The organism is Streptomyces sp. NPDC002104, assembly GCF_053593795.1.
In genome coordinates, this window is the sequence record NZ_JBSFDF010000005.1 from 202,171 (window position 1) to 221,334 (window position 19,164).

The window sequence follows — 19,164 nt, forward strand, 5'->3', positions numbered from 1 at the left end:
CCCGGTAGCAGAAGGTGGGGGAAGAGCCCGTTCACCCTCGTCTTCCGCGGCGCAGCAGCACCAGCGTGCACCCGCCGAACAGGAACAGGGTGCTACCCGCCAGTGCGGCCACCGGCATGCCGTCGGTGGATCCGGTTCGGGGCAGCGATCCTGCTGGGCCACCGCCAGATCCCGTGGAGCCCCCTCCGCTCGATGCCGATGCCGATGCCGATGCCGATGGCGTGGGCGGCGGACTGCTCGGACTGGGGCCGCCGCTCGCCCCGACCGTCAACTTCACCTCCACCAGTTGCTTCGTCGCGGAGATGGACACCGCGATGACGCAGTTCCCCGGCTTGGCCACGCAGTTCGCCCCGCCGGCTGTTGCCTTGATCGTGATCTGTGCCGTGGCTGCGCCGTTCGCCGCGCTGTGCCACACCCCGGACGCATCAGTCTTCCCGATGACCGACGAGTCCGGTGATGTCTCGCAGTCCGCCGGGCCCGTTGGCTTCGGCTTGCACAGGCCGATCGGTACGAAGCCCTGGTTCGGGCTCAGCCCTGTCGCCGACACCGTGACCTTCTCCCCCACGGCGAGACCGGTTGATTTGCTGACCGTCAGCGTTCCGGTGGCCGAGCTGGGCCCCGCCGAGATGGCGACCAGCGCCGTGGCCGCGGCGAGCGCGCCCGCGCATCGGCTTCTTCTTAGAGATGTCATTGGCTTCCTCCATTGTGAGACGGGGATGTTTGGGGCCTTTCCGGGGCCGCCCCCCGGCGGCCCCGGGCGAGGGAGAGCGCTCCGAGCGCGAGGGCCGCGACGGCCACTGCGAGGGACAGGGCCCAGACGCGGGCCGATGGTCCGTTCCAGACATCAATGCGAGGGGCTGCGGATGATGCGGCTGAGGCCTCGGATTCGGACCGCCCGGTGCCGGAGGGCTCGCCCTGGACCGTTCCGCCTTCAAAACCCACCGCGACCTGCACGCTGTTGGCGGCGATCAGCGCGGGCGGGGTTCCCGAAGGCAGTGGCGCTACGCCGACCACGCACGGCGTCGTGCGGCAGTCGGCCCCCGCCACCCGGGTGTGCGCGGTGAGCGTGACGTGTGGCAGCGATCCGTCGGGGCCAATGGTGACCAGGCGCGCCCCACCGCTCAGATCGCAGTCCTTGTTGCTGGTGTATCCCTTCTTGCACAGTCCGACCGCTACCGAGGTCAGGCCGGCGCGGAAGCCGGTGCCCTCGACGGTGACCTGCTGGCCGTCGGTCAGGCCGGTAGAGGCGGAGACCCGGACGGTTGCCGGAGCCGCATCGGCCGTATCCGCTGCGGCCGGCACCATGCTCCAGCTGTGAAGGGAGAGTGCGGCTGCGGTCGCGAGGACGAGGCGACAGGTCCGGCCGTTGGTCGAGAGGTTCATGGCGTGTACCTTCTGTTCCGCCGCAAGAGGGGTGTTCTGGAGCCGCCAGGCGCAGGAAGCATGACGCGGCGCGGTACTGGGATGGTGTGTGTGACCGGGACGGCCACCAGGACGGCCGTCCCCCGGCCGGTGATGTGCCGCAGAACGGCCGTGATCGCGGGATCGTCCGCGAGCTGCTCGCAGCCGGGACCGGTCAGGTCCAGGAGAAGCAACGCGGGTTGCACCATGAGAGTCTGGGCAAGGCCGAGCAGACAGCGCTCGCCGATGTCGAGGTCCCTGCGGGTCCCGGAGCCCTTGGCCGCGAGGAACGGAAACGCTGCGAGTGCGGCCGCTGTGAGCTCAGCCTCCTGGGAGCTGCCCGTACGGGCGATGGCAGCCGCCACCGCCTCCGACACGCAGGCCGCTGGGTGTCCGCGCTGCAGGGCACCCCATCGGGTGGCATCGGCCGGGTCGACGAAGACGGAGAGCCGAAGGTCCCACCGGGCCTCAACGCTCATGCGCGAGATGTCGTGCCCCCGCAGCTGCCAGCTCCCGCTGGTGGCTTTGCGCAGTCCGGCGAAGACCTCGAGTATGCCGGCTGCCCGCCTGCCGGGCAGAGGGTCAGTCAGGTACGTGACCTCAGCTGGGGGCAGAGCCAGGTCGAAACGTCGTACCGGTGGCGCTCCCGACATCTGCACACTGAGGGCGCGTGCGGTCAGGAGGAGGTTGTCGGCGCCCGCACCGTGTTCCTTGTTCGGCCTTATGTTCTGTCCGCGTCGGAGGCGGGCCCGCTGGGCGAGCGCCGCCACGGCAGGGGTGGCGCCCATGGCCGTCAAAGCGTCCGGGCCGCCCAGGAGCCGGCTGGAGAAGGCGATTGCGGTCATCGCGAGAGCCCCGCCGAACAGCAAGGCAGCGGGATTCAGCGTGGCCCGCGTGTGCTCGCCGGTTTGCATGCCGGCCGATCCAGTGCAGGCTGCCGCAGCGGCCCCGCAGGTGAGTGCGGTCGCCAGCGCAAGGGTGAGCTGCCAGGGTCGGGCGGCGCTCGCGCACGCCGCGACCGCCGCCGTGAGCCCGGCCGCGAACAGCGGCGTAAGGACCCGTGCATTCGCGGTGGGACCACGCCTGGCCGCCGCCCAGAGGCCGGACGTCAGCCCCGCCGCGAGCAGTGCCGCGTAGGCGAGCGGTCGCACACCCGAGGCGCCGAGCAACTCCCAACGAAAGACCACAAGGCTGGGCGCCGCGAACAGCGCACCGAACACAGCCACGCCCACGGCCATCGCGTGGGCGCGTAGCACGGGGGCGTAGCCCGCAATCCCAACTGGCCTGGTGCCTCGGCAAGCGGGAAGCAGCAGCAAGGCGGCAAGCGTGCACATCAGGGAGCAGCCCAGGTGAGGGCTCTGCACGAAGAGAGCCGTCACGGTTCCAGCCGCTCCGGCTCCGGTCAGAAAAGCTGCGTGCCATGCGTGATCGGGCCGGTAAAGGCCCAGAGCGCCGCCACCGAGGCCAGAGGCTACGACCAACAAGGAAGCGAAGACCATGGGGGAGCCGGTCAGCGGGGCGATGCCGGCCAGTGCACATGCCGCCACCGCATACCGGGCGGAGATCCTGGAGGCGCGTAGACGTGCCCGGCCTCGCAACTGGAGTAGCGCTCCGACGATAGCGGCGAGCAGCACACCCGTCGGGAGCATGGAGCGGACTGCCTCGCCCGGCATACCGACGGGCCCGCCCAGCAGCGGCGCAGACGCGAAGTACACGCCGATGGCCAGCCCGGCAGCCAACCCGACGTACAGGTCCGTCCGTGGGCGGTTGAGGGTGAGGAAAGCCATCATCGCTCTTGTCCTCCAAGTGACGGGCGAAGCGCGGTGGCGAAGGCCCGCAAGGCGTGAAAGTCGACGAGTGCGGGCTCCCCGGCCAGCTCTCGGACCAATGCACGGGTACTGACCAGCCCGGGGTGTTCACCATCGCTGGCGCCAGCCGCGAGGGCACCGGAGAGGCTGTTCGCCTCGACGTAAACGGGAAGTGCGGGCGCAGGCGTCTGGGCCGGCCGCCGGGCCCGAAGCCGTTGCATCCCGCGGCGGGCACTCACGGCAACGGTGAAAGCGGTCAGCAGGAGTGCGAGCAGGGCAAGGCCCAGCAGGCCCCATGGATAAATGTCGGTACTCACGGAAAACTCTGCCGAGGCATACCGGCCGCCAACGGAGTAGCGGCCGAACGCGGCGGCGGGGAGCCTGACGGGAATCCGATACGTCTGCTCGGCGTGCGCCGGCAGTTCTGCGGTCAGCGGTGTGCCCACGGGCAGGTCCGCGATGCCGCCGGGCCCCCAGGCGACGATCAGCGGGGCCCGCCCCAGAGGCTGGTCACCCGGGTTGCGTAAGGTCACTGTCAAGATCCGGTGGGCGGGAGCGCCGAAGAGCTCGGCACAATGCGGCCTGCCGGCCAGGGTCGCTCGTACGACATCGATCCGGATGGCCGGCTCTGGTGCGTCCGGCGGTGAAGCCTCGGCCGCGCCGGAAACCTTCAACGATGTCCGGGCCGTCGTCCCGGTCTGGGCTGTCGTCGCTCGGACCAGACAGGGACACGCCCTAGGGGGCATGCCCGCGATGAGGGTCAGCCGGAAGGTTCCATCTGCGGCCACCAGTGCCACCGCGGCACGCAGCGTGTCGCAGTCGGCGCTGCCCCGCAACGCCCCGCCCCCGCAGATCTCGACCTGAACAGTCGTGCCCGGCTGCCAGCCCGCTCCGACGGTTCTCACTGGCCGGCCGGGAGAGGTCTGAGGGGCGTCCACGGTCACGCTCGGCCCGGCGGCGGCAGCGGCCGGCCTGGCACTGCCGGCAAGAGGCAGCACCGCTGAGGTCAGCAGGAGGAGACCGGCCACGGCGTGGCGGATGGCCAGTGGCAGACGGCGGATCATGAGGTCTCTCCGGCGGGCGCTGGTCTCGTACGACGAATCCAGCCCAGGGCGAGTGCGATCACGGCGAGCAGGGTGATGACGACACCGAGCGTGGGCCAGGACACGGCGACCCGGCCGCTCTGCGCGTACGTCGGGGGCATCCCCGGCGCGCTGACGCGAACGGTCGCGGTCAGCTGGTCGAGGCCGGGAGCGTCCGGCCAGTCGGCGCTGAATTCGGCACTCTGCCCGGGGAGCAGCAAGGGGAGTGTGCGCTCCGCGAAGGAGCTGTGCCGCAGTCCGAACAGTCCCTGCATCTGTGGTGCGGCGGCGGGTCGCAGCGCCGCGTTCCCTGTGTTGACGACGGTATAGGTGAGCGTGACGCGGGCTCCTCCGAAGGGCATTGCAGAGGGCCTGTGGCGGACGTGGACCGAGCGGACGGCGAGTCCTGGGGTCACGGGTCCCTCGACCGTCAGCTGGATGCGCACTGCGATGGCCCGCTGGATGCCGACGTCGACCCCGGAAGTACCGCCTGCCTGTTCGACGGCATTGTTGAGGGCGACGATCCCGCCGACGTGGCTGCCCGGGGTGACGTCAGCGGGGACGTTCACGGTGAAGGGGATGTCCGCGGCCCGGCCCGGGGGAATGACGAGTGCGTTGGTTCCGAGGGTGATCCAGTCGCCGATGCCGGTCTGGGCCTCACCGGCCTGACGATAGGCGAGAGCACCGTCGCGGGGTGTGTTGTAGGCGTCCGCGCCGTAGACCTGGAAGGACAGCGGGGCGTCGGACAGGTTGCTGACCCGGACGGCGTCTTTCACAACGGAGCCGGGTGTGGAGTCCATGACGAAGGCTGGCCGGCCGCTTGCTCCAGCCGGTTGCACTGCCCAGGACCCGCCGGAACGTGCTGGCACGGCGGCCGCGGGCGGAGCGCTCACTGCCACTACGGCCGACAGCGCGGCCAGGCAGACCGCCATGGCGCGGACCATGGTCCTCATCAGCGATCGGACGAGCGCGCTCCCAGCCCAGCCGGCGGGTCGAATTCTGCGTGGTGGTGTCATGGATCCGCTCTTGCCGGTGCCGGGCGGTAAGCACGAGAACTCGCCACCCGGCACACTGCTCAAAGGAGGGGGCAGGACGTACGGAACGAGCTCAGGAGAGCGTGAGGCGAAGCACGGCCGCGTACTCGCCGCTTTGAACGATCTCCGGGACACGCAGGCTCAGGGCCGCGCCCGCGTCGAAGTGGCCGCCGGTGACCGAGGTGGGGTCAGAGCTCACAGCTTGGGTGCACAGAGGAACCGCCGTGGTCGAGCTGAGGGGCCCGGCACTTCCCGCAACGGGGGTGGAGGCCGACGCGGATCCGGGGTGGACCGCGCACTGCGGGGTCCAGGACAACTGTGATGCGGAGATCGAGGCTCCGGCGGAGTTGCGGAAGTCGGTGACCGCCCCGACCAGGGACCAGCCCTCAGTGGTGCCGCGGAAGTCCTTGACCTCCAGGGCGCGCAGGCTGCCGGTGGAGTCGTGCGCGGTGCCGTCCACAGTCACGGGAGAGAGGATCACTTCGCCCGGCGCGGCGGACATGGTCAGGGCGCCTCCGCTGACGACCACCTTCAGGGTCTGGTCGGAGCCACCTCCGTTGGAACTCCCGGCCCACGGGGTTTCCGCGGTGTCACCGCCGTCCTTCTCCTTCACCACGATCTTCGCTGCTCCCACCGCAGGAACGAGCGTGGCCGTGAAGTTGCCGCGCGCATCGACGGGGGCGGTGAGTCCGGTTCCGCCGACCGGGCGGCCGTCCTTGTCGACGGTCGTGACGCTGACCTCGTCGCCGGGGTCGAAACTGGCTCCGGTGACGGTGGCGCTCGTACCCGGTCCACCGCCGCCGGGAGCGACCTGGAGGGTACGGGTACCCAGCACGCCGACGACGAAGGAAGCGGTGACGGAACCCTGAGTGATCTTCAGGCGGTGCGGTCCCGGAGCGGCTGTGGCCCGGACCGCCACCGTGCCGGCCAGCTTCCCGTCGGAGCCGACGCGCAGGTCCGGGGTCAGGTCGGCGCCGGAACAGCCGGTGCCGGACAGGCTGCACAGTTCGACCGCGCCGATCGGAGCCGCCGGGTCCCAGCCCGCGCCTGCGAGCGTGAGCACGTCACCGGGGCGGGCCCCGGTGGTGTCCGACGCCGGGCGGCCCGAGATGCCCGTGACGGCGGCGCTGGTGCTGCCCGTGGCCGGCGTGACCGTGAGCGTGTGCAGGGCCGTTGCAGTGCCTTGCAGGGTGCAGGCGAGGGACAGCCCGTAGCTGGGTATGTCGAGCGTCAGCTGGTCGGGGGTCAGCGTCACCGTGCCGGGTTGTGCGACGGTGAGCTTGCCGGTCAGATCGGGTATCGGGATCTCGCCCTTGGCGGGGATCGCCGGGTTCGAGGCCGGAGCGGTGAGCGTCAAGGGTGCCTGCCCCGAGACGAGGATCTTGGCCGAGGGGACGACGCTGTTCGCGGGCAGTGCGACGGGACCGTTCGCCGGCCCCTTGTTGGCGAGGCTGAGCTTGACGTCCACGCTCTCGCCCGCCGCCGCGGTGGCCGGGGCCGTGAGCGTGGCGGTGGTGGTGAAGAGAGAGTGGGAGGAACTGAAGACGCAGTCGTAGGTCACGGGCGCGCTGCCCGCGTGGGCGGGTGAACCGGCGAGGACCAGCGAACCGGACGCCGCGACCACCAGGGCGGCGAGTGTCGCACCGCCCCGGGTCCGGGCGGATCTTACGGGTTGAGAGTGCATGAGCCGAGGGGTTCCTCTCGAAGGGAGCCAGTGGGTTTCCCTGTACGGAACTTTGTTTCGCTTGTGTTCCCATATACAGCCCGCCGTCCACTCGGCGTGTCAAGGGTCCGGACGGGCGCCCCGGTAAAAGGTGTGTTTCCGATACGCTCACCGACTTCGAAACGTCGGATTCGAAACGTCGGATCCCCTAGGGAAACGCGACCATTGACCGGTCGATGGCCCTGCTCCTAGGGTGAACAAGCCGCCCACCTCCATCGTCTGCTGGGCTGCCCATGGTTGATCGGAGTGTCCTGCGATGACAGCGAGCCACCTCAAGGCTGTGCCCCGCTCCCTTCTCTACGTTCCGGGTGACCGTCCCGAGATGCTTGCCAAAGCGCTGGATCGAGGGGCCGATGCGCTGATCGTCGACCTGGAGGACGCCGTCCCCGCCTCGGGCAAGGACCGGGCGCTCGAGCTGGTGGATGACTGGCTCGACGCGCTGCATGCCCCTGGGACGCAGACAGACGTGCGCGGCACCGAGCCCGGCCCGGAGATCTGGATTCGGGTGAACCCGGGCGCGCGGGGGCGAGAGGAGAGCGCACGCCTCGCCGGGCCCGGGGTGACGGGCTTCAGCCTTGCCAAATGCTCCGGCACAGAGGAGATCGAGGCCCAGCACCGCCTCCTGACCGCAGCCGAGGAGCACCTGGGGCTCCCCGCGCAGACCTTCGTCCTCGCACCGCTGCTGGAGACGGCTTCGGCCATCCTCGACGTACACCGGATCGCGAGAGCGCCGCGGGTACGTCACCTGCAACTCGGCGAGGCCGACCTGTGCGCCGAGCTGGGCATCACGATGCCTGATGCAACGGACCCGGACGGCGCGGCGGCAGGGGCAGCCTTGGTCGCCATCCGCACCGACGTCCTCCTCGCCTCGGCCGCCACCGGCCTGCTCCCACCGGTCGGACCCGTCAGTACGGACTTCACCGACCTGGACGCTCTGGCCCGCAGTACCCGGGCCTTGCGCGGGCTCGGCTACCGGTCCCGAGCCTGCATCCACCCCAATCAACTGGGCACCGTGAACCGCGTCTTCACACCCACCGCCGACGAGGTGGCGGCAGCGCGGGCCCTGCTGGAACGTTTCGAGGAGGCGGCGCGGGACGGCTCCGGCGTCACCACCGGGCCCGACGGGCGCATGGTGGACGCGGCTGTCGCCCGCGCCGCTCGCCGGGTCCTCGCTGTCCGCCGCTGAACCGAAGCCCGATCCCTAACCGATCCGGGTCAGATCCAGCAGTGCGGTCGCAGCCCCGCGCGGCGCCGCGGGAAGCGCGCTCACAGCCTGGATGACTCGGCCCGCGCCGGCCGCTCCGAGCACCGGCTCCGCATTGAGGTTGAACTTACCGGCCAGTTGAGCCTGGGACAGCGGCGTGCCGGGTCCACCCAGAGAGCTGGTGACCCGCGACTGAACGACCCGGCCACGACGCGTGGTTACCCGCAGGACGGCGCTGAAGGTCTGCGGGAACTCCGCATCGCACTGCTCGTCGACGACGACCTGGACCCGTTCCGCCAGCGCGATGCGACGCGGATCGGTGAACGCACCGGCAGAGAAGTCCGCGTGCCCCAGGCCGGGATCATTGTCGTCCGCGTCTGACAGCAGCGCCGCCGCGACGGTGTACGGCCCCGAGAACTTCGCGTGGTAGGGGGTGCGGGGACGCGCCTTCTCGGAGTGCGGCTCGCCAATGGTGCGACGAGGGGCGGCGGCCACCCCGAGCTCGGCCCTCAAGACTTCCCCGGCCTGGAGCCCGGCCCGGCGCAGGGCCAGCGCGCAGTCGATCCCCGGGTGAGTGAAGTGGTTGGAAGGGTACGGCTTGAAAACAGTCCGCGCGTACTGCCAGTTCGTGACTGCGTCCATCTCCTCCAGTCCGGCCACCAGCGGGCCCGGCGTCCACCGATCATCCAAAAAGGCGGTCAGGAATCCGAAGCGGCCTTCGAGTACGGTCGGCGGTCCTGTCACCCCGCCCGCGGCGAACTGGGCAGCGCACACCCCGGAGTGGGCGGCCCATCCGCAGTGCAGGCGCTTGACGCTGCCCCCGGTCCGGTTCGCCTCGATGACCCCGGCGCCCATGGAACAGGCGATACCGATGGCGTGCGCCAGCTCGGCCTCGCTCAGCCCGTACATCAGGCCCGCGGCGACGGCGGCGCCGACGGTGCCGCAGATGGACGTGGCGTGCAGACCCTTCTCGAAGAACACCGAGTTCCTGAGAGCCGGATCGTAGGAGGCCATGCCGAGGCGTACGCATACCTCACCGCCCACGGCGAGCGCGGTCAGCAGCGCGGCCCCCGTGGCCCCCGTGGCCTCGGCTGCCGCCAGCGCAGCGGGCAGTACAGCGGCAGTGGGGTGCAGGACGGACGGAAGGTGCGTGTCGTCGAAGTCCAGGGCGTGCGCGAGCGTGCCGTTCACGAGCGCGGCTCGGTCGCCCGGCATCCGAAGTCCGCTGCCCACCGCCGTCGCCTCGCCGACTCCGCCAGCCGCGCGGGCCATTGCCAGTGCCGCTGCCTGAGGGGAGGGCCCGGAGATCTCGCCGGTGTGTGCACCGAGCGCCCCCAGAGCGTTGCCCAGGCAGTCCAGCGTCCGTGCGGCCGCATCCGCCGTAATCTCTGGAGGTAGCCCGGTTTCCCTGCGTGAGGCCGCGAATGCTGCCAGGCGGGCGGCGTACGTCTCGCTGCTCATGCCGGGACCGCCGTGTCGTGGTCGGGCAGGACGGCGAGCGGGCGCACGGGGGAGCCGGTTGCGCCTACCAGCGGCAGTGGAGCGAGCACCAGGAGGAAGTCGGCCCGCTGTGCTGAGGCGAGCTCGGTGAGGCGCATCGTCTCGACGATGTGGATTCCGGCTTCGACCAGCAGCATCCGGTGCACGGGCAGTTCGGCGTGACCGCGCCCCGCTGCAATGTGTTCGAAGGCGATGGTCTCGCCGCCGGCCACCCGGACTCCGTGGTCCGCGATCCAGGCTCCGGCCGCCGGGCCGGGCCCAGGTGCTCCGCCCTCCTGTCCTGTGAAGACGCGCGCATCGTCCCAGTGCCGGGACCAGCCCGTGCCCAGCAGTACCGCCCCGCCCGCTTCGATCTCCACCCCGGCGGTGTCCTGTGCCTTGTGCAGGTCGGCGACGGTGATTTCGTACCCGGCGGGGAGCACCGGGACGCCGTGCACAGCGGCGACATCCAGGAAGACAGCACGGCCCACGTAAGGGGGGAACTCCTCGATCCCGTGCCGGGAGAACCCTTCGTGGCTCTGGACCGAGGCGGCCGGGACATCTCCGTGCAGCAGTCCCGCCTGCGACACGTGGGCGAGGGCATCGACGTGCGTACCGACGTGGCCACCGGTGACGATGAGCTCGTTCGCTGCGGAGCCTCCGTCCTCGCGCACGTAGTCGCCGTGACGACGTTCCAGGAGCATGCGGAACGGCGGATGGTTGGGCGACTGCGGCATGCCCCGTCGCATCGGCTGGGCCAGGTCGATCACGGGAGAGCCGGTGAGGGACACCGGCCTCCCGAGGTACCCGTGGACTCTGTTCAATGCTGCCTCCCTGAGAGGGTCGGGTCAGATCGTGCGGTCTGCGGTGAGCGTGTCCAGTTCGTCCGGCGACAGACCGAGCCGGGTGCCGTAGAGGGCCCGGGTGTCGCTGCCGTGGGCGCGGCCCGTCCAGCGGATGGCGCCCGGTGTGGCGGACAGCCGGAACAGGACGTTCTGCATGCGCAGCGGGCCCAGTACCGGGTCGTCCACCGTCGTCAGTGAGTCCAGGGCCTGATACTGCGGGTCCTCGAAGATGTCTGCGATGCCGTACACGGGGGAGATCGCGGCCTCGGCCTCTTCGAAGGCGGCGATCACGGTGTCCCGGTCCCGTGCCGCGATCCACTCGCCGACCTGGGCGTCGAGGAGATCCGCGTGCGCCGCGCGGCCGGCGCCGCCGGCGAACCAGGGCTCGTCGGTCACCTCCGGATGCCCGACGAGCTTCATGACCCGTTCGGCGACGGATTGCGCCGAGGTGCTGACGGCCACCCAGGCGCCGTCCCGGGTCGGGTAGATGTTGCGGGGAGCGTTGTTCACGGACCTGTTGCCCGTGCGCGCGGGAACGGTGCCGAGCTGGTCGTACGCGGTGGGCTGCGGTCCGAGCAGGGTGAGCAGCGGCTCGATGATGGCGAGATCGACCACTTGCCCAGGGCCGCCGTGCACGTCGCGATGGTAGAGAGCGGTCTGTACGGCCGAAGCGGCGACCAGCGCTGCCACTCCGTCGGCCAGTCCGAAGGGCGGCAGGGTGGGTGGACCGTCGGGCTGGCCGGTCAGGGCCGCGAAGCCGCTCATGGACTCTGCGAGAGTGCCGAATCCGGGCCTGCGGGCGTAGGGACCGTACTGGCCGAAGCCGGTCACGCGGGCGATGACGAGGCGAGGGTTTGCCCGGTGCAGGTCTGTCGGCCCCAGTCCCCACCTTTCCAGGGTTCCGGGGCGGAAGTTCTCGATCAGGACATCAGCCTGGGCGACCAGCCGGAGCATCAGCCCGGCACCGTCGGGACGGCTCAGATCCAGAGTGACGGCGTGCTTGTTGCGGCCGAGCATCTTCCACCACAGCCCCTCACCGGCCTTGGACGGGCCATGGGTGCGAGCCGGGTCGGGCCGCACCGGGTGCTCGATCTTGATGACGTCCGCACCGTAGTCACCCAGGATCGTGGCGGCCAGCGGTCCGGCGAACAGGGTGGCGCAGTCCAGGACGGTCACTCCGTGCAGAGGCCCCGGAGCGACGGAACGCGCGACGTGGGGGAGGGGAGGTTCCATCGGCTCACGCACCTTCACGGGTCGCTGTTTCTCCTTGTGGAACGCTGTTTCGGAAAGCTAGCATGACCGTCCACTACGCAAAAGGGAAACGGTGTTTCCCTAAAATCCACGGATGCGGAAGGGAGGTACGGGTGGTGCCGCCTGCGGCTACCCGGCCTGTCATGTCCCGTTACGACCTGCTCATCAAGAACGGCACCCTCGTGGAGCCCGGCCTCGGCGAGATCACCGCGGACCTCGCGGTGCGCGACGGCAAAGTGGCCGCCCTGGCACAGCGCATCGACGACTCGGAGGCGACCGAAGTCATCGACGCCGCAGGCCGGATCGTCTTCCCCGGAGCCGTCGACGCCCACTTCCATCTCGGTATCTACCGCTCCCTGGAGCAGGACGCCGAGGAGGAGACGCGTTCCTCCCTGGTCGGTGGCGCAACGAGCGTTCTGTCCTACTTCCGCACGGGCGAGCACTACCTCAACCGGACCGGCACCTACGACGACATCTTCCCGGAAGTCCTCGCCGCGGTCGAAGGCCGCAGCCACACCGACTACGGCTTCCACCTCGCCCCCATGGACACCGCCCAAGTGCGCGAGATACCCGAGCTCGTCGCGAAACACGGCGTCAGCTCCTTCAAGTACTACATGTTCTACAAGGGCTTCAACCTCTCCGCCGACTCCAGGGACGCCAAGGGATTCCGGATGACCGCCGAGGGCGAGGAGTACGACCTCGGCCACCTCTACCAGCTCATGGAAGCGGTCGCCGCAGCCGGCGCCGCCCGTCCCCGCGGCCGGGTTTCGCTCTCCCTGCATTGCGAACAGTCCGAGCTGATGCGGCTGTTCATCGACCGGGTCCGCCGGTCCGGCGACCCCCAAACCCTGCGCGCCTACCACGAGGGCCGCCCGCCGCTTACCGAGGAAGTCGCGATCGGCGAGGCCGCCGCACTGGCCCGCGCCACCGGCTGTCCGGTGAACCTGCTGCACCTCTCGAGCGCCGCGGCCCTCGAAGGGGCCCGCGCGGCACGCGCCGCCTCGCCCGGCCTCGACCTGCGCACCGAGGTGACCCTGCACCACCTGTGCCTCGATCACGAGAGCCTCGACGCCGCCGGCCGCGGCCTCGGCGCAAAGGTCAACCCGCCCATCCGTACCCGCGCCGACAACGACGCCCTGTGGGACGGCGTCCTCGACGGAACCGTGGACTGGATCGCCTCCGACCACGCCTGCTGCATGGAGGAATCCAAAGGCGACGCCCTGTGGCCCGCCCTGCCCGGCTTCGGCGGCACCGCGCTCCTCTACCCCATCCTGCTCTCCGAGGGCCACCACAAGCGCGGACTACCACTGCGCCGCATCGCGGAACTGCTCTCCGCCAACCCGGCCGCCGCCTACGGCCTCACCGGCAAGGGATCGCTGATGGTGGGCTCCGACGCCGACCTGGTCGTCGCCGACCTGGACTCCGTGCGCACGGTCACGGCCGACCTCCTCCTGTCGGGACAGGACCACTGCCCCTTCGAAGGGCAGGAACTGCGCGGATGGCCCACGATCACCATCGTCGGCGGCCGGATCGCCTACCGCGACGGAGCCGTCACAGCCCACCCCTCCGGGCGCTACCTCTCCCGTTGAACCAAAGCCCGCGGTGACTTCTCGCGTTGACACAATGTCCGCACACACCCGACGATGACCGGGCGGTCACCCGGCCGCCCGGTCACCGTCGGGGAGCGCGCATGCCCACCACCACCTGGACGCACCTCTCCCCGGAACGACGGGAACGCATCCTGGTCGCCGCTATGGACGAATTCGGCACCCACGGCTACTCGACCGGCAGCCTCAACGTCATCGCCCGCCAGGCCGGCGTCGCAAAGGGCTCCCTCTTCCAGTACTTCGCCGGAAAGCTCGACCTGTTCACCTACGTTGCCGAGCAGACCTCCCTGCGCATCTTCGAGGCGATGCGGCCCTGGCTCGACGGCTACCGCCCGGACGGCCGCGGCAGCACACTCGACTTCACTGCGTACCTCATCGAAGCGATGGACGCCTGGGTCTCCTACTTCGAGACCCACCCCCTGGAACGCGGGGTGACCGCGGCCACCAACATGGAGATCGACCCCGTCGTGCGCCAGGCGGTACTCGAACCCGTCCAGCACCTCTACCTCGCCGGCCTGCGTCCCCTCGTCCAAGAAGCCGTCGCGGCCGGGGACCTGAGCCCCGACGCCGACGTCGATGCGCTTCTCTCCCTCTTGCTCCTGCTGCTTCCGCACATCGCCCTCGCACCGTTCTTCCCGGCCGTCGCCGGCCCCGTCGCACCATGCCGGGGAGACGAGGTAGCCCGCCGCAAGGCGATCGAACGGCTCGTGCAACCCGTTCTCACTGGATTCCGCGGCTCGCCCGCGGGCGGCTGACCAGCAGGCACAAGTACTCCAGCCCCGTCACCACGCCCTTGCGTGACGGGGCTTCAGGCATGTTCCGAGAAGGCGGGAACGGCGCGAAAGAATCCGCGTCGCACTGCTTGACGTGCCGTCCCCGCTGGGGCCCAATGGGACCGCTGGAGAAACAAAGTTCCAACAGAGGAAACACGCCGATCCGGTCCGGATCGGCTGGCGCCGCCGCGACGCCACGCGGCCCCCCTCCTTGGGAGTCCCCATGACAGACACCTCGCACAGACGAACTTTCCTCCCCCGCGCCCTTTTCGCCGCGGCCCTGGCCACTGTCGCGACCTTGACGGCCGTGTCGCCCGCCCCCGCTGCCGAGCAGGATTCCGCAGGCGTAGTCAAGGTCTCCAACACCGTCGAGGTCCGCTGCGCCTTCCTCGTCTACAAGCGAGCGGGGGACTGGTACTTCCCCGCCGGCACACCCAAGGGGACCGTCTGGCTGCAGCACGGCTTCAGCCGCGCCAACGACCACCTCGAAGATGCCGCCCGCCGTTACGCCGCCGCCGGCTTCGTCGTCTTCGCCCCGACGCTGCCTTCCTCCGACACCTTCGGCTGCACGGTCTCCAACCTCGGGAACAACACGGCATTCCTCAACAACGTTGCCGATCTCTTCGGGAAGTCAGCCGACCCGAACGACAAGCTCGGGCGCAGCTTTGCCGACGCCGCGGCCAAGGCCGGCCGGCCGGACCTCCAGCTGCCCTCCACGCTTGTCTTCTCCGGTCACTCCGCCGGGGGAGAGGCCGTCAGCTACGTCGCGAACCGGCTTCGCACGAACTACCCGGATGCCTTCGCCCGTCTCTCCGGACTCGTGCTCCTGGACCCCGTCAACTCATTCACCGGGCTCAACATGGCAAACGCCCTCAACGGCCTGAACAACACCAACCTCCCGATCCACGCCATCTCTTCGCCGCCCTACAGTGCCAACAGCCAGGCCTCCGGCACCGTCGAACTGACCACCGACGTCCACCGGGCCTTCCTCGGCGTCAGGCTCACCACCGGGTCGCACTGCGACGCTGAGGGCGCCAGCACCGACTCGCTCTGCACCGTGCTCAACGGCACTCCCCAGGCCGCCAACGTCGCCGTCCTCCAGGAGTTCGCCACTACGTGGGCCGCCGATGACGTGAGCGGCACGGTCACGGCCACCCACCGTCCCGGCGGCAGTCGATACGAGGCCCTGCGGACGGCGGGCACCATCCAGACGCTCAGCGGATCCTGATCCCTTCCGACACGGCGCCCGCCCCCCAACGCCGACGGGGGCGGGCGCCGTGGCATGGAAGAGGCGCTGCCCGGACCCGTGCGCGCCCGGCTGTGAGCGGAGCCTGACCGTCGAGCAGCCGGTCGGCGTCGAGCCTAGGGAGTCCCGGCATCGTCCGCGATCTCGTCGACCGTCCGGTGGGCGCGTCCACGAGCTGCCGGCCTGTCCAGCAGCAGCGAGTCCAGCAGCAGGGGCGAAACGATCGCCGAGACCGCCTCGTCCCGTTCGGCCGCGGTCAGACCGGCGGGTGCCAGGGCGGCTCGGAACGGCTCCAAGAGGTCCTCGACGTATCTCCGGCGAAGGCCTGCCATCGCCGAATCCCAGGCAGCCGCCGCGACGATGGCCTGCAGGAAGCCGCCGACCGGCTTGTCGCGCAGCCGGTCGCACAAGACGTCGACTTGGGTGTGCAGATCGATCCGGACATCCCCGGTCGGGGTGGCCTCGTGTCGCGGAGCGACCTCGACCAGGGCTGCTAGAACCGCATGGGGAGTGGGCCAGTGTCGGTAGACCGTCGACCGCGAGACTCCCGTGGCGGCGTGCAGCCGCTGCGCCGACAGCGCCGCCGCGCCCTCGGTGAGCAGCAGGTCCAGGGCGGCGGTCAGCACGACGGTCTCGGTCTCGGAAGTCGGTCCCGCGGGGCGGCCAGGTTGGGTCACCGGATTAACGATACATCTTGTGCCGCAAATAGGTTACCGCTACTTTCTGTATCGGAAAATCGACTCGAAGGGAGCCGCCATGCGGCCGCACGTGGAACTGGTGGACGAGCGTGATCTCATCTGGCACACCGGGGAGTTCGAACACGCGGAGGGAAGTGCCCGCCAGCGCAACCTCAGCTACGACGAGGAGGACGGATCGGCCTCGCTGAAGGTCTGCTTTACCACCGACTGGTCACGGCCGGCCGGCGTCCACCATGCGGCCACCGAGTGGTACGTCCTCACCGGCAGGGTGACCGTCGGGGACACCGTGCTCGGCCCCGAGGGCTTCTGGATGGCCCCGGCCGGAGTCCACACTCCCCGCATCACGGCCGAAGCCGGCACCGAGATCCTGCTCTTCCGCGAGTACGGCGACTGGCACTTCGATCTCGCCACCACCGACCGAGAAGGCCTGCGTCCGGACCAGAAACTGGTTGTCCTGCAGACCTCGGACATGCCCTGGATCGATGTGCGTGATGGCAGCCCGATGCGCTTCGACCTCGGCGGCACACCCGTCCCGGGCCTCTACATCAAGATGCTGGCTCGCGACGAGAAGACCGGCTTCTACAGCCGGCTGATCAAGGCCAAGCCGGGCTGGCGCGAGGAACCCCTCGCCCACCATCCATGCACGGAAGAGGCCTACTGCCTCGACGGCGCCTTCGACTACAACTACGGCAAAATGTGGCCCGGAACCTACTTCTGGCGCCCCGCCCTCATCCGACACGGCGACTTCACCGCCGACGCGGAGAAGGGCTGCACCTGGATCGTGCGCTCCGACAGCGATCTCGTGGACTGGTACACATCCGACGCCCGTGTGGTCATGGAGGGCGAAGCCACCAACTGGGGTCCCGACCACCCGCACAGCGTCCCGCCGCGCTTCGTCGAACCGGTCCGCTCCCGCAGCATCGGCCCCTGGGACAACCCCACCTACCAGTAAACGGCCCCCGCGTGCGGGGCATCGAGGAACTCCGCCAAGCGCCCCGCCTCGTCCCGACCTTGCACCGCGCGCCGCGCGATACCCGTATGCGCGTTGCGCCTGACCGGCAGAGGGGTGAAGTCCACCCCAGCGGCCCCAGTCACAGTCGGGAACGCCTCGGCGCAGGCGAACGTCACCTCCGCTCCCGCCGCCCGGAGCTCTCCCAGCAGCACGGACCGCGGGGCGGCGTGCGAGTGGACGCTGGAGTGATCACAGTGACCCGCGGCACGAGGACCTCACTTCCGTCAGAGGACTGCCTGTCCCGGTCGCGTCGGCAAAAGTCCCGCATCCGAACGCAGCGGGGGTGCCGGAATGCTCATTCCCCCATCCGAAGTTGTGACCGACGACAGCCATCCGTCGGACCACCTGATGGACCTCGCCAGCGCAGGACGGCTCCGTGTCCTGGAACCGACCCAGTGGGCCTCCCTCGTCCGACGGGAACCCCTGAACAAGAGGCCGGCCAGGCTCGCCCTGTGGCGTCACCTCGCGGACCAGCCCGCGCATCGCCATCTCCTCCCACGATCCGACGCGACCCTCGACGCCTACGAACGCTGGCTCCTCACGGCCGCCAGGGGCGGGCAACTGTACGAGCCGCGCGTGCTGCCGCGCGGAGGCGGCCTGCTCGTGGTCCCGTCGATGCCGCTCGGTGAGATGGACACCCCGGGAGGGGGGAGCGGCGGTGGCCTCGGGATCTTCTTCGCCGGCCTGGGCGACACCCTCGCGCGCGGACTTCTGGCAGGCACGTCTGTCGTACGCGGTCGCGGCCCGGGAAACCGGACTCTTACCCTGCCGACCGACCCGCACACCATGGCCACCCCGGGTACGGGAGCCGCGCTCGACGGCCGCGCACTCGCCTGGTGGGCCCGCAGGATCCTGGAGGGACTGGGACGACGCCCCGACCTCGTCCACGTCAGGTACGCTGTCGACGGATCCCTGGCGGGTCGCCGAAGCCGCTCGCACACTGAGTGCCCGCCTGGTCTTCACCGCGACTCCCTACCCGCACCGGCGCGTCAGCGACCAGCGTGCCGGACGTGCGGCCACCGCCGTGACGGGACACGGAAGCACTGCGGCGCCTGGAGAAGGCGCTGGCCTGTTCGGCAAGCACCGGCAGGGCCTGCTACGTCGGTCAACGGGATCCTCCTGGACACCTCGTCGTCCGAAGCCCTGGCCATGGGGCTGGAGCAGCTGTTGTCTCTCGAACCCGCGGTGGTCAACACCATGGCACACCGTGCCGGGCCACCGTTCGCGCGATCTACTCGATCGACGCCGCGGCCTCTGCCTTCGCCTCCGTCTACGCGGAGCTTCACGCTCCTGCGTGAATGAAGGCCGGGAGGCGGTCACACAGTGATCTCGGCGGCCGCATCCGACACGGAGCCCGAGAGCGAAGAAGCGTTGAAGCGCTCTGAGTTTCGACGGTCCAGACGGTGGTAGAAGGAGCGAAGAACATGATCAAGGTGGAACGGAAGATTCTCGTCGGCATGCCGCTCGACGAGCTCGTGGCCTACCTGGCGGACTTCGGGCATGCCCAGGATTGGGACCCGGGCACGGTCCGGTGTGCCCGGATCGACGACGGACCGGTTCGGCCCGGTGCCACGTGGCACAACACCTCGCGCTTTCGCGGACGCACCACGAACCTGGTGTACCGCCTGGAGTCCATGGAGCCACACCGGCTCGTCTTCGCCGGCGCCAACAAGACCGTGGAGGCCAGGGATGTCATGCGGTTCGAGCCGCGCTCGGCTGCCGTCACCCAGCTGACCTACACCGCTTCCCTGAAGTTCAAGGGCCTCGCAAGACTCGCCGAACCCTTCCTGCGGTCGGAGTTCGAGACGCTCGCCGACAAGGTCGCGGAGCGACTGCCCACCGAAGCCGAGGCCCGAAACGGGTGACGGGCCGAGATGGCGACGACGCAGGATGTCCGCATCTCCGCCGTGCTGGCGGGCTACGGCTCCAAGCTGCTCGGCTCGGCGGTCGAGCACCTCATCGTCGTTGGCGTCCCAATCGGGGCAGGCCGTCGGAGGGAAA

Annotated in this window: 16 protein-coding genes; 6 read left to right on the forward strand and 10 right to left on the reverse strand. The window is 69.9% G+C overall.

The genetic code is table 11. The features are described from left to right. Positions 1-31: 31 nt before the first annotated feature. The 6 genes from ACWCP2_RS07050 to ACWCP2_RS07075 form a co-directional block, all read right to left on the reverse strand. Complete coding sequence (locus tag ACWCP2_RS07050) at positions 32-691, reverse strand: neocarzinostatin apoprotein domain-containing protein (RefSeq protein WP_450907553.1); 660 nt, start codon at positions 689-691, stop codon at positions 32-34. Continuing rightward, on the reverse strand, positions 688-1,383 hold the full coding sequence (locus ACWCP2_RS07055) for a neocarzinostatin apoprotein domain-containing protein (RefSeq protein ID WP_450907554.1): 696 nt from the start codon (positions 1,381-1,383) through the stop codon (positions 688-690). The genes ACWCP2_RS07050 and ACWCP2_RS07055 overlap by 4 nt, the downstream gene beginning before the upstream one ends. Then, positions 1,380-3,191 carry a hypothetical protein gene (locus ACWCP2_RS07060; RefSeq protein WP_450907555.1) on the reverse strand — a complete coding sequence of 604 codons (1,812 nt, stop codon included), beginning with the start codon at positions 3,189-3,191 and terminating at the stop codon, positions 1,380-1,382. Before ACWCP2_RS07060 ends, ACWCP2_RS07055 begins: the two co-directional genes overlap by 4 nt. After that, positions 3,188-4,273, reverse strand: coding sequence for a hypothetical protein (locus ACWCP2_RS07065; RefSeq protein WP_450907556.1), 1,086 nt, complete (start codon positions 4,271-4,273; stop codon positions 3,188-3,190). Before ACWCP2_RS07065 ends, ACWCP2_RS07060 begins: the two co-directional genes overlap by 4 nt. After that, positions 4,270-5,091 carry a WxL protein peptidoglycan domain-containing protein gene (locus ACWCP2_RS07070; RefSeq protein ID WP_450907557.1) on the reverse strand — a complete coding sequence of 274 codons (822 nt, stop codon included), beginning with the start codon at positions 5,089-5,091 and terminating at the stop codon, positions 4,270-4,272. Before ACWCP2_RS07070 ends, ACWCP2_RS07065 begins: the two co-directional genes overlap by 4 nt. A 307-nt stretch (positions 5,092-5,398) precedes the next feature. Further along, positions 5,399-7,009 carry a hypothetical protein gene (locus ACWCP2_RS07075; protein ID WP_450907558.1) on the reverse strand — a complete coding sequence of 537 codons (1,611 nt, stop codon included), beginning with the start codon at positions 7,007-7,009 and terminating at the stop codon, positions 5,399-5,401. Between the two features lie 295 nt (positions 7,010-7,304). On the opposite strand from ACWCP2_RS07075, the gene ACWCP2_RS07080 reads away from it, so the two are divergent. Next, positions 7,305-8,234 (forward strand): HpcH/HpaI aldolase/citrate lyase family protein, encoded by a 930-nt coding sequence (locus ACWCP2_RS07080; RefSeq protein ID WP_450907559.1) that lies wholly within the window; start codon positions 7,305-7,307, stop codon positions 8,232-8,234. A 15-nt stretch (positions 8,235-8,249) separates the two neighbouring features. Here the strand turns inward: ACWCP2_RS07080 and ACWCP2_RS07085 are convergent, their stop codons facing one another. From ACWCP2_RS07085 to ACWCP2_RS07095, 3 genes are read right to left on the reverse strand one after another with little or no spacing between them, the layout of a single operon-like run. Beyond that, positions 8,250-9,713, reverse strand: a complete 1,464-nt coding sequence (locus ACWCP2_RS07085) for an MmgE/PrpD family protein (protein WP_450907560.1) — start codon at positions 9,711-9,713, stop codon at positions 8,250-8,252. After that, complete coding sequence (locus ACWCP2_RS07090; RefSeq protein ID WP_450907561.1) at positions 9,710-10,555, reverse strand: cyclase family protein; 846 nt, start codon at positions 10,553-10,555, stop codon at positions 9,710-9,712. Before ACWCP2_RS07090 ends, ACWCP2_RS07085 begins: the two co-directional genes overlap by 4 nt. Before the next feature lie 24 nt (positions 10,556-10,579). Further along, entirely contained in the window at positions 10,580-11,809 is a 1,230-nt protein-coding gene (locus ACWCP2_RS07095; protein ID WP_450907562.1) for a CaiB/BaiF CoA transferase family protein, read from the reverse strand. Positions 11,810-11,970: 161 nt separating this feature from the next. Here ACWCP2_RS07095 and ACWCP2_RS07100 point away from each other — a divergent pair, with 161 nt between their 5' ends. The 3 genes from ACWCP2_RS07100 to ACWCP2_RS07110 all read left to right on the forward strand — a co-directional run bounded on the left by ACWCP2_RS07100 (position 11,971) and on the right by ACWCP2_RS07110 (position 15,435). After that, positions 11,971-13,416, forward strand: a complete 1,446-nt coding sequence (locus tag ACWCP2_RS07100) for a dihydroorotase (RefSeq protein WP_450907563.1) — start codon at positions 11,971-11,973, stop codon at positions 13,414-13,416. A 101-nt stretch (positions 13,417-13,517) separates the two neighbouring features. After that, positions 13,518-14,189: a TetR/AcrR family transcriptional regulator gene (locus tag ACWCP2_RS07105; protein WP_450907564.1), complete on the forward strand. Its 672-nt coding sequence runs from the start codon at positions 13,518-13,520 to the stop codon at positions 14,187-14,189. A gap of 325 nt (positions 14,190-14,514) precedes the next feature. Next, complete coding sequence (locus ACWCP2_RS07110) at positions 14,515-15,435, forward strand: alpha/beta hydrolase (RefSeq protein WP_450907565.1); 921 nt, start codon at positions 14,515-14,517, stop codon at positions 15,433-15,435. 134 nt (positions 15,436-15,569) lie between these two features. Here ACWCP2_RS07110 and ACWCP2_RS07115 read toward each other — a convergent pair whose 3' ends face one another. Next, positions 15,570-16,130 carry a TetR/AcrR family transcriptional regulator gene (locus ACWCP2_RS07115; RefSeq protein WP_450907566.1) on the reverse strand — a complete coding sequence of 187 codons (561 nt, stop codon included), beginning with the start codon at positions 16,128-16,130 and terminating at the stop codon, positions 15,570-15,572. A 79-nt stretch (positions 16,131-16,209) separates the two neighbouring features. On the opposite strand from ACWCP2_RS07115, the gene ACWCP2_RS07120 reads away from it, so the two are divergent. Continuing rightward, the gene (locus ACWCP2_RS07120; RefSeq protein WP_450907567.1) at positions 16,210-17,103 is read left to right on the forward strand and encodes a DUF4437 domain-containing protein; all 894 of its coding nucleotides are present in this window, start codon (positions 16,210-16,212) and stop codon (positions 17,101-17,103) included. A gap of 1,484 nt (positions 17,104-18,587) precedes the next feature. Next, positions 18,588-19,028 carry an SRPBCC family protein gene (locus tag ACWCP2_RS07125; RefSeq protein WP_450907568.1) on the forward strand — a complete coding sequence of 147 codons (441 nt, stop codon included), beginning with the start codon at positions 18,588-18,590 and terminating at the stop codon, positions 19,026-19,028. Positions 19,029-19,164 lie beyond the last annotated feature (136 nt).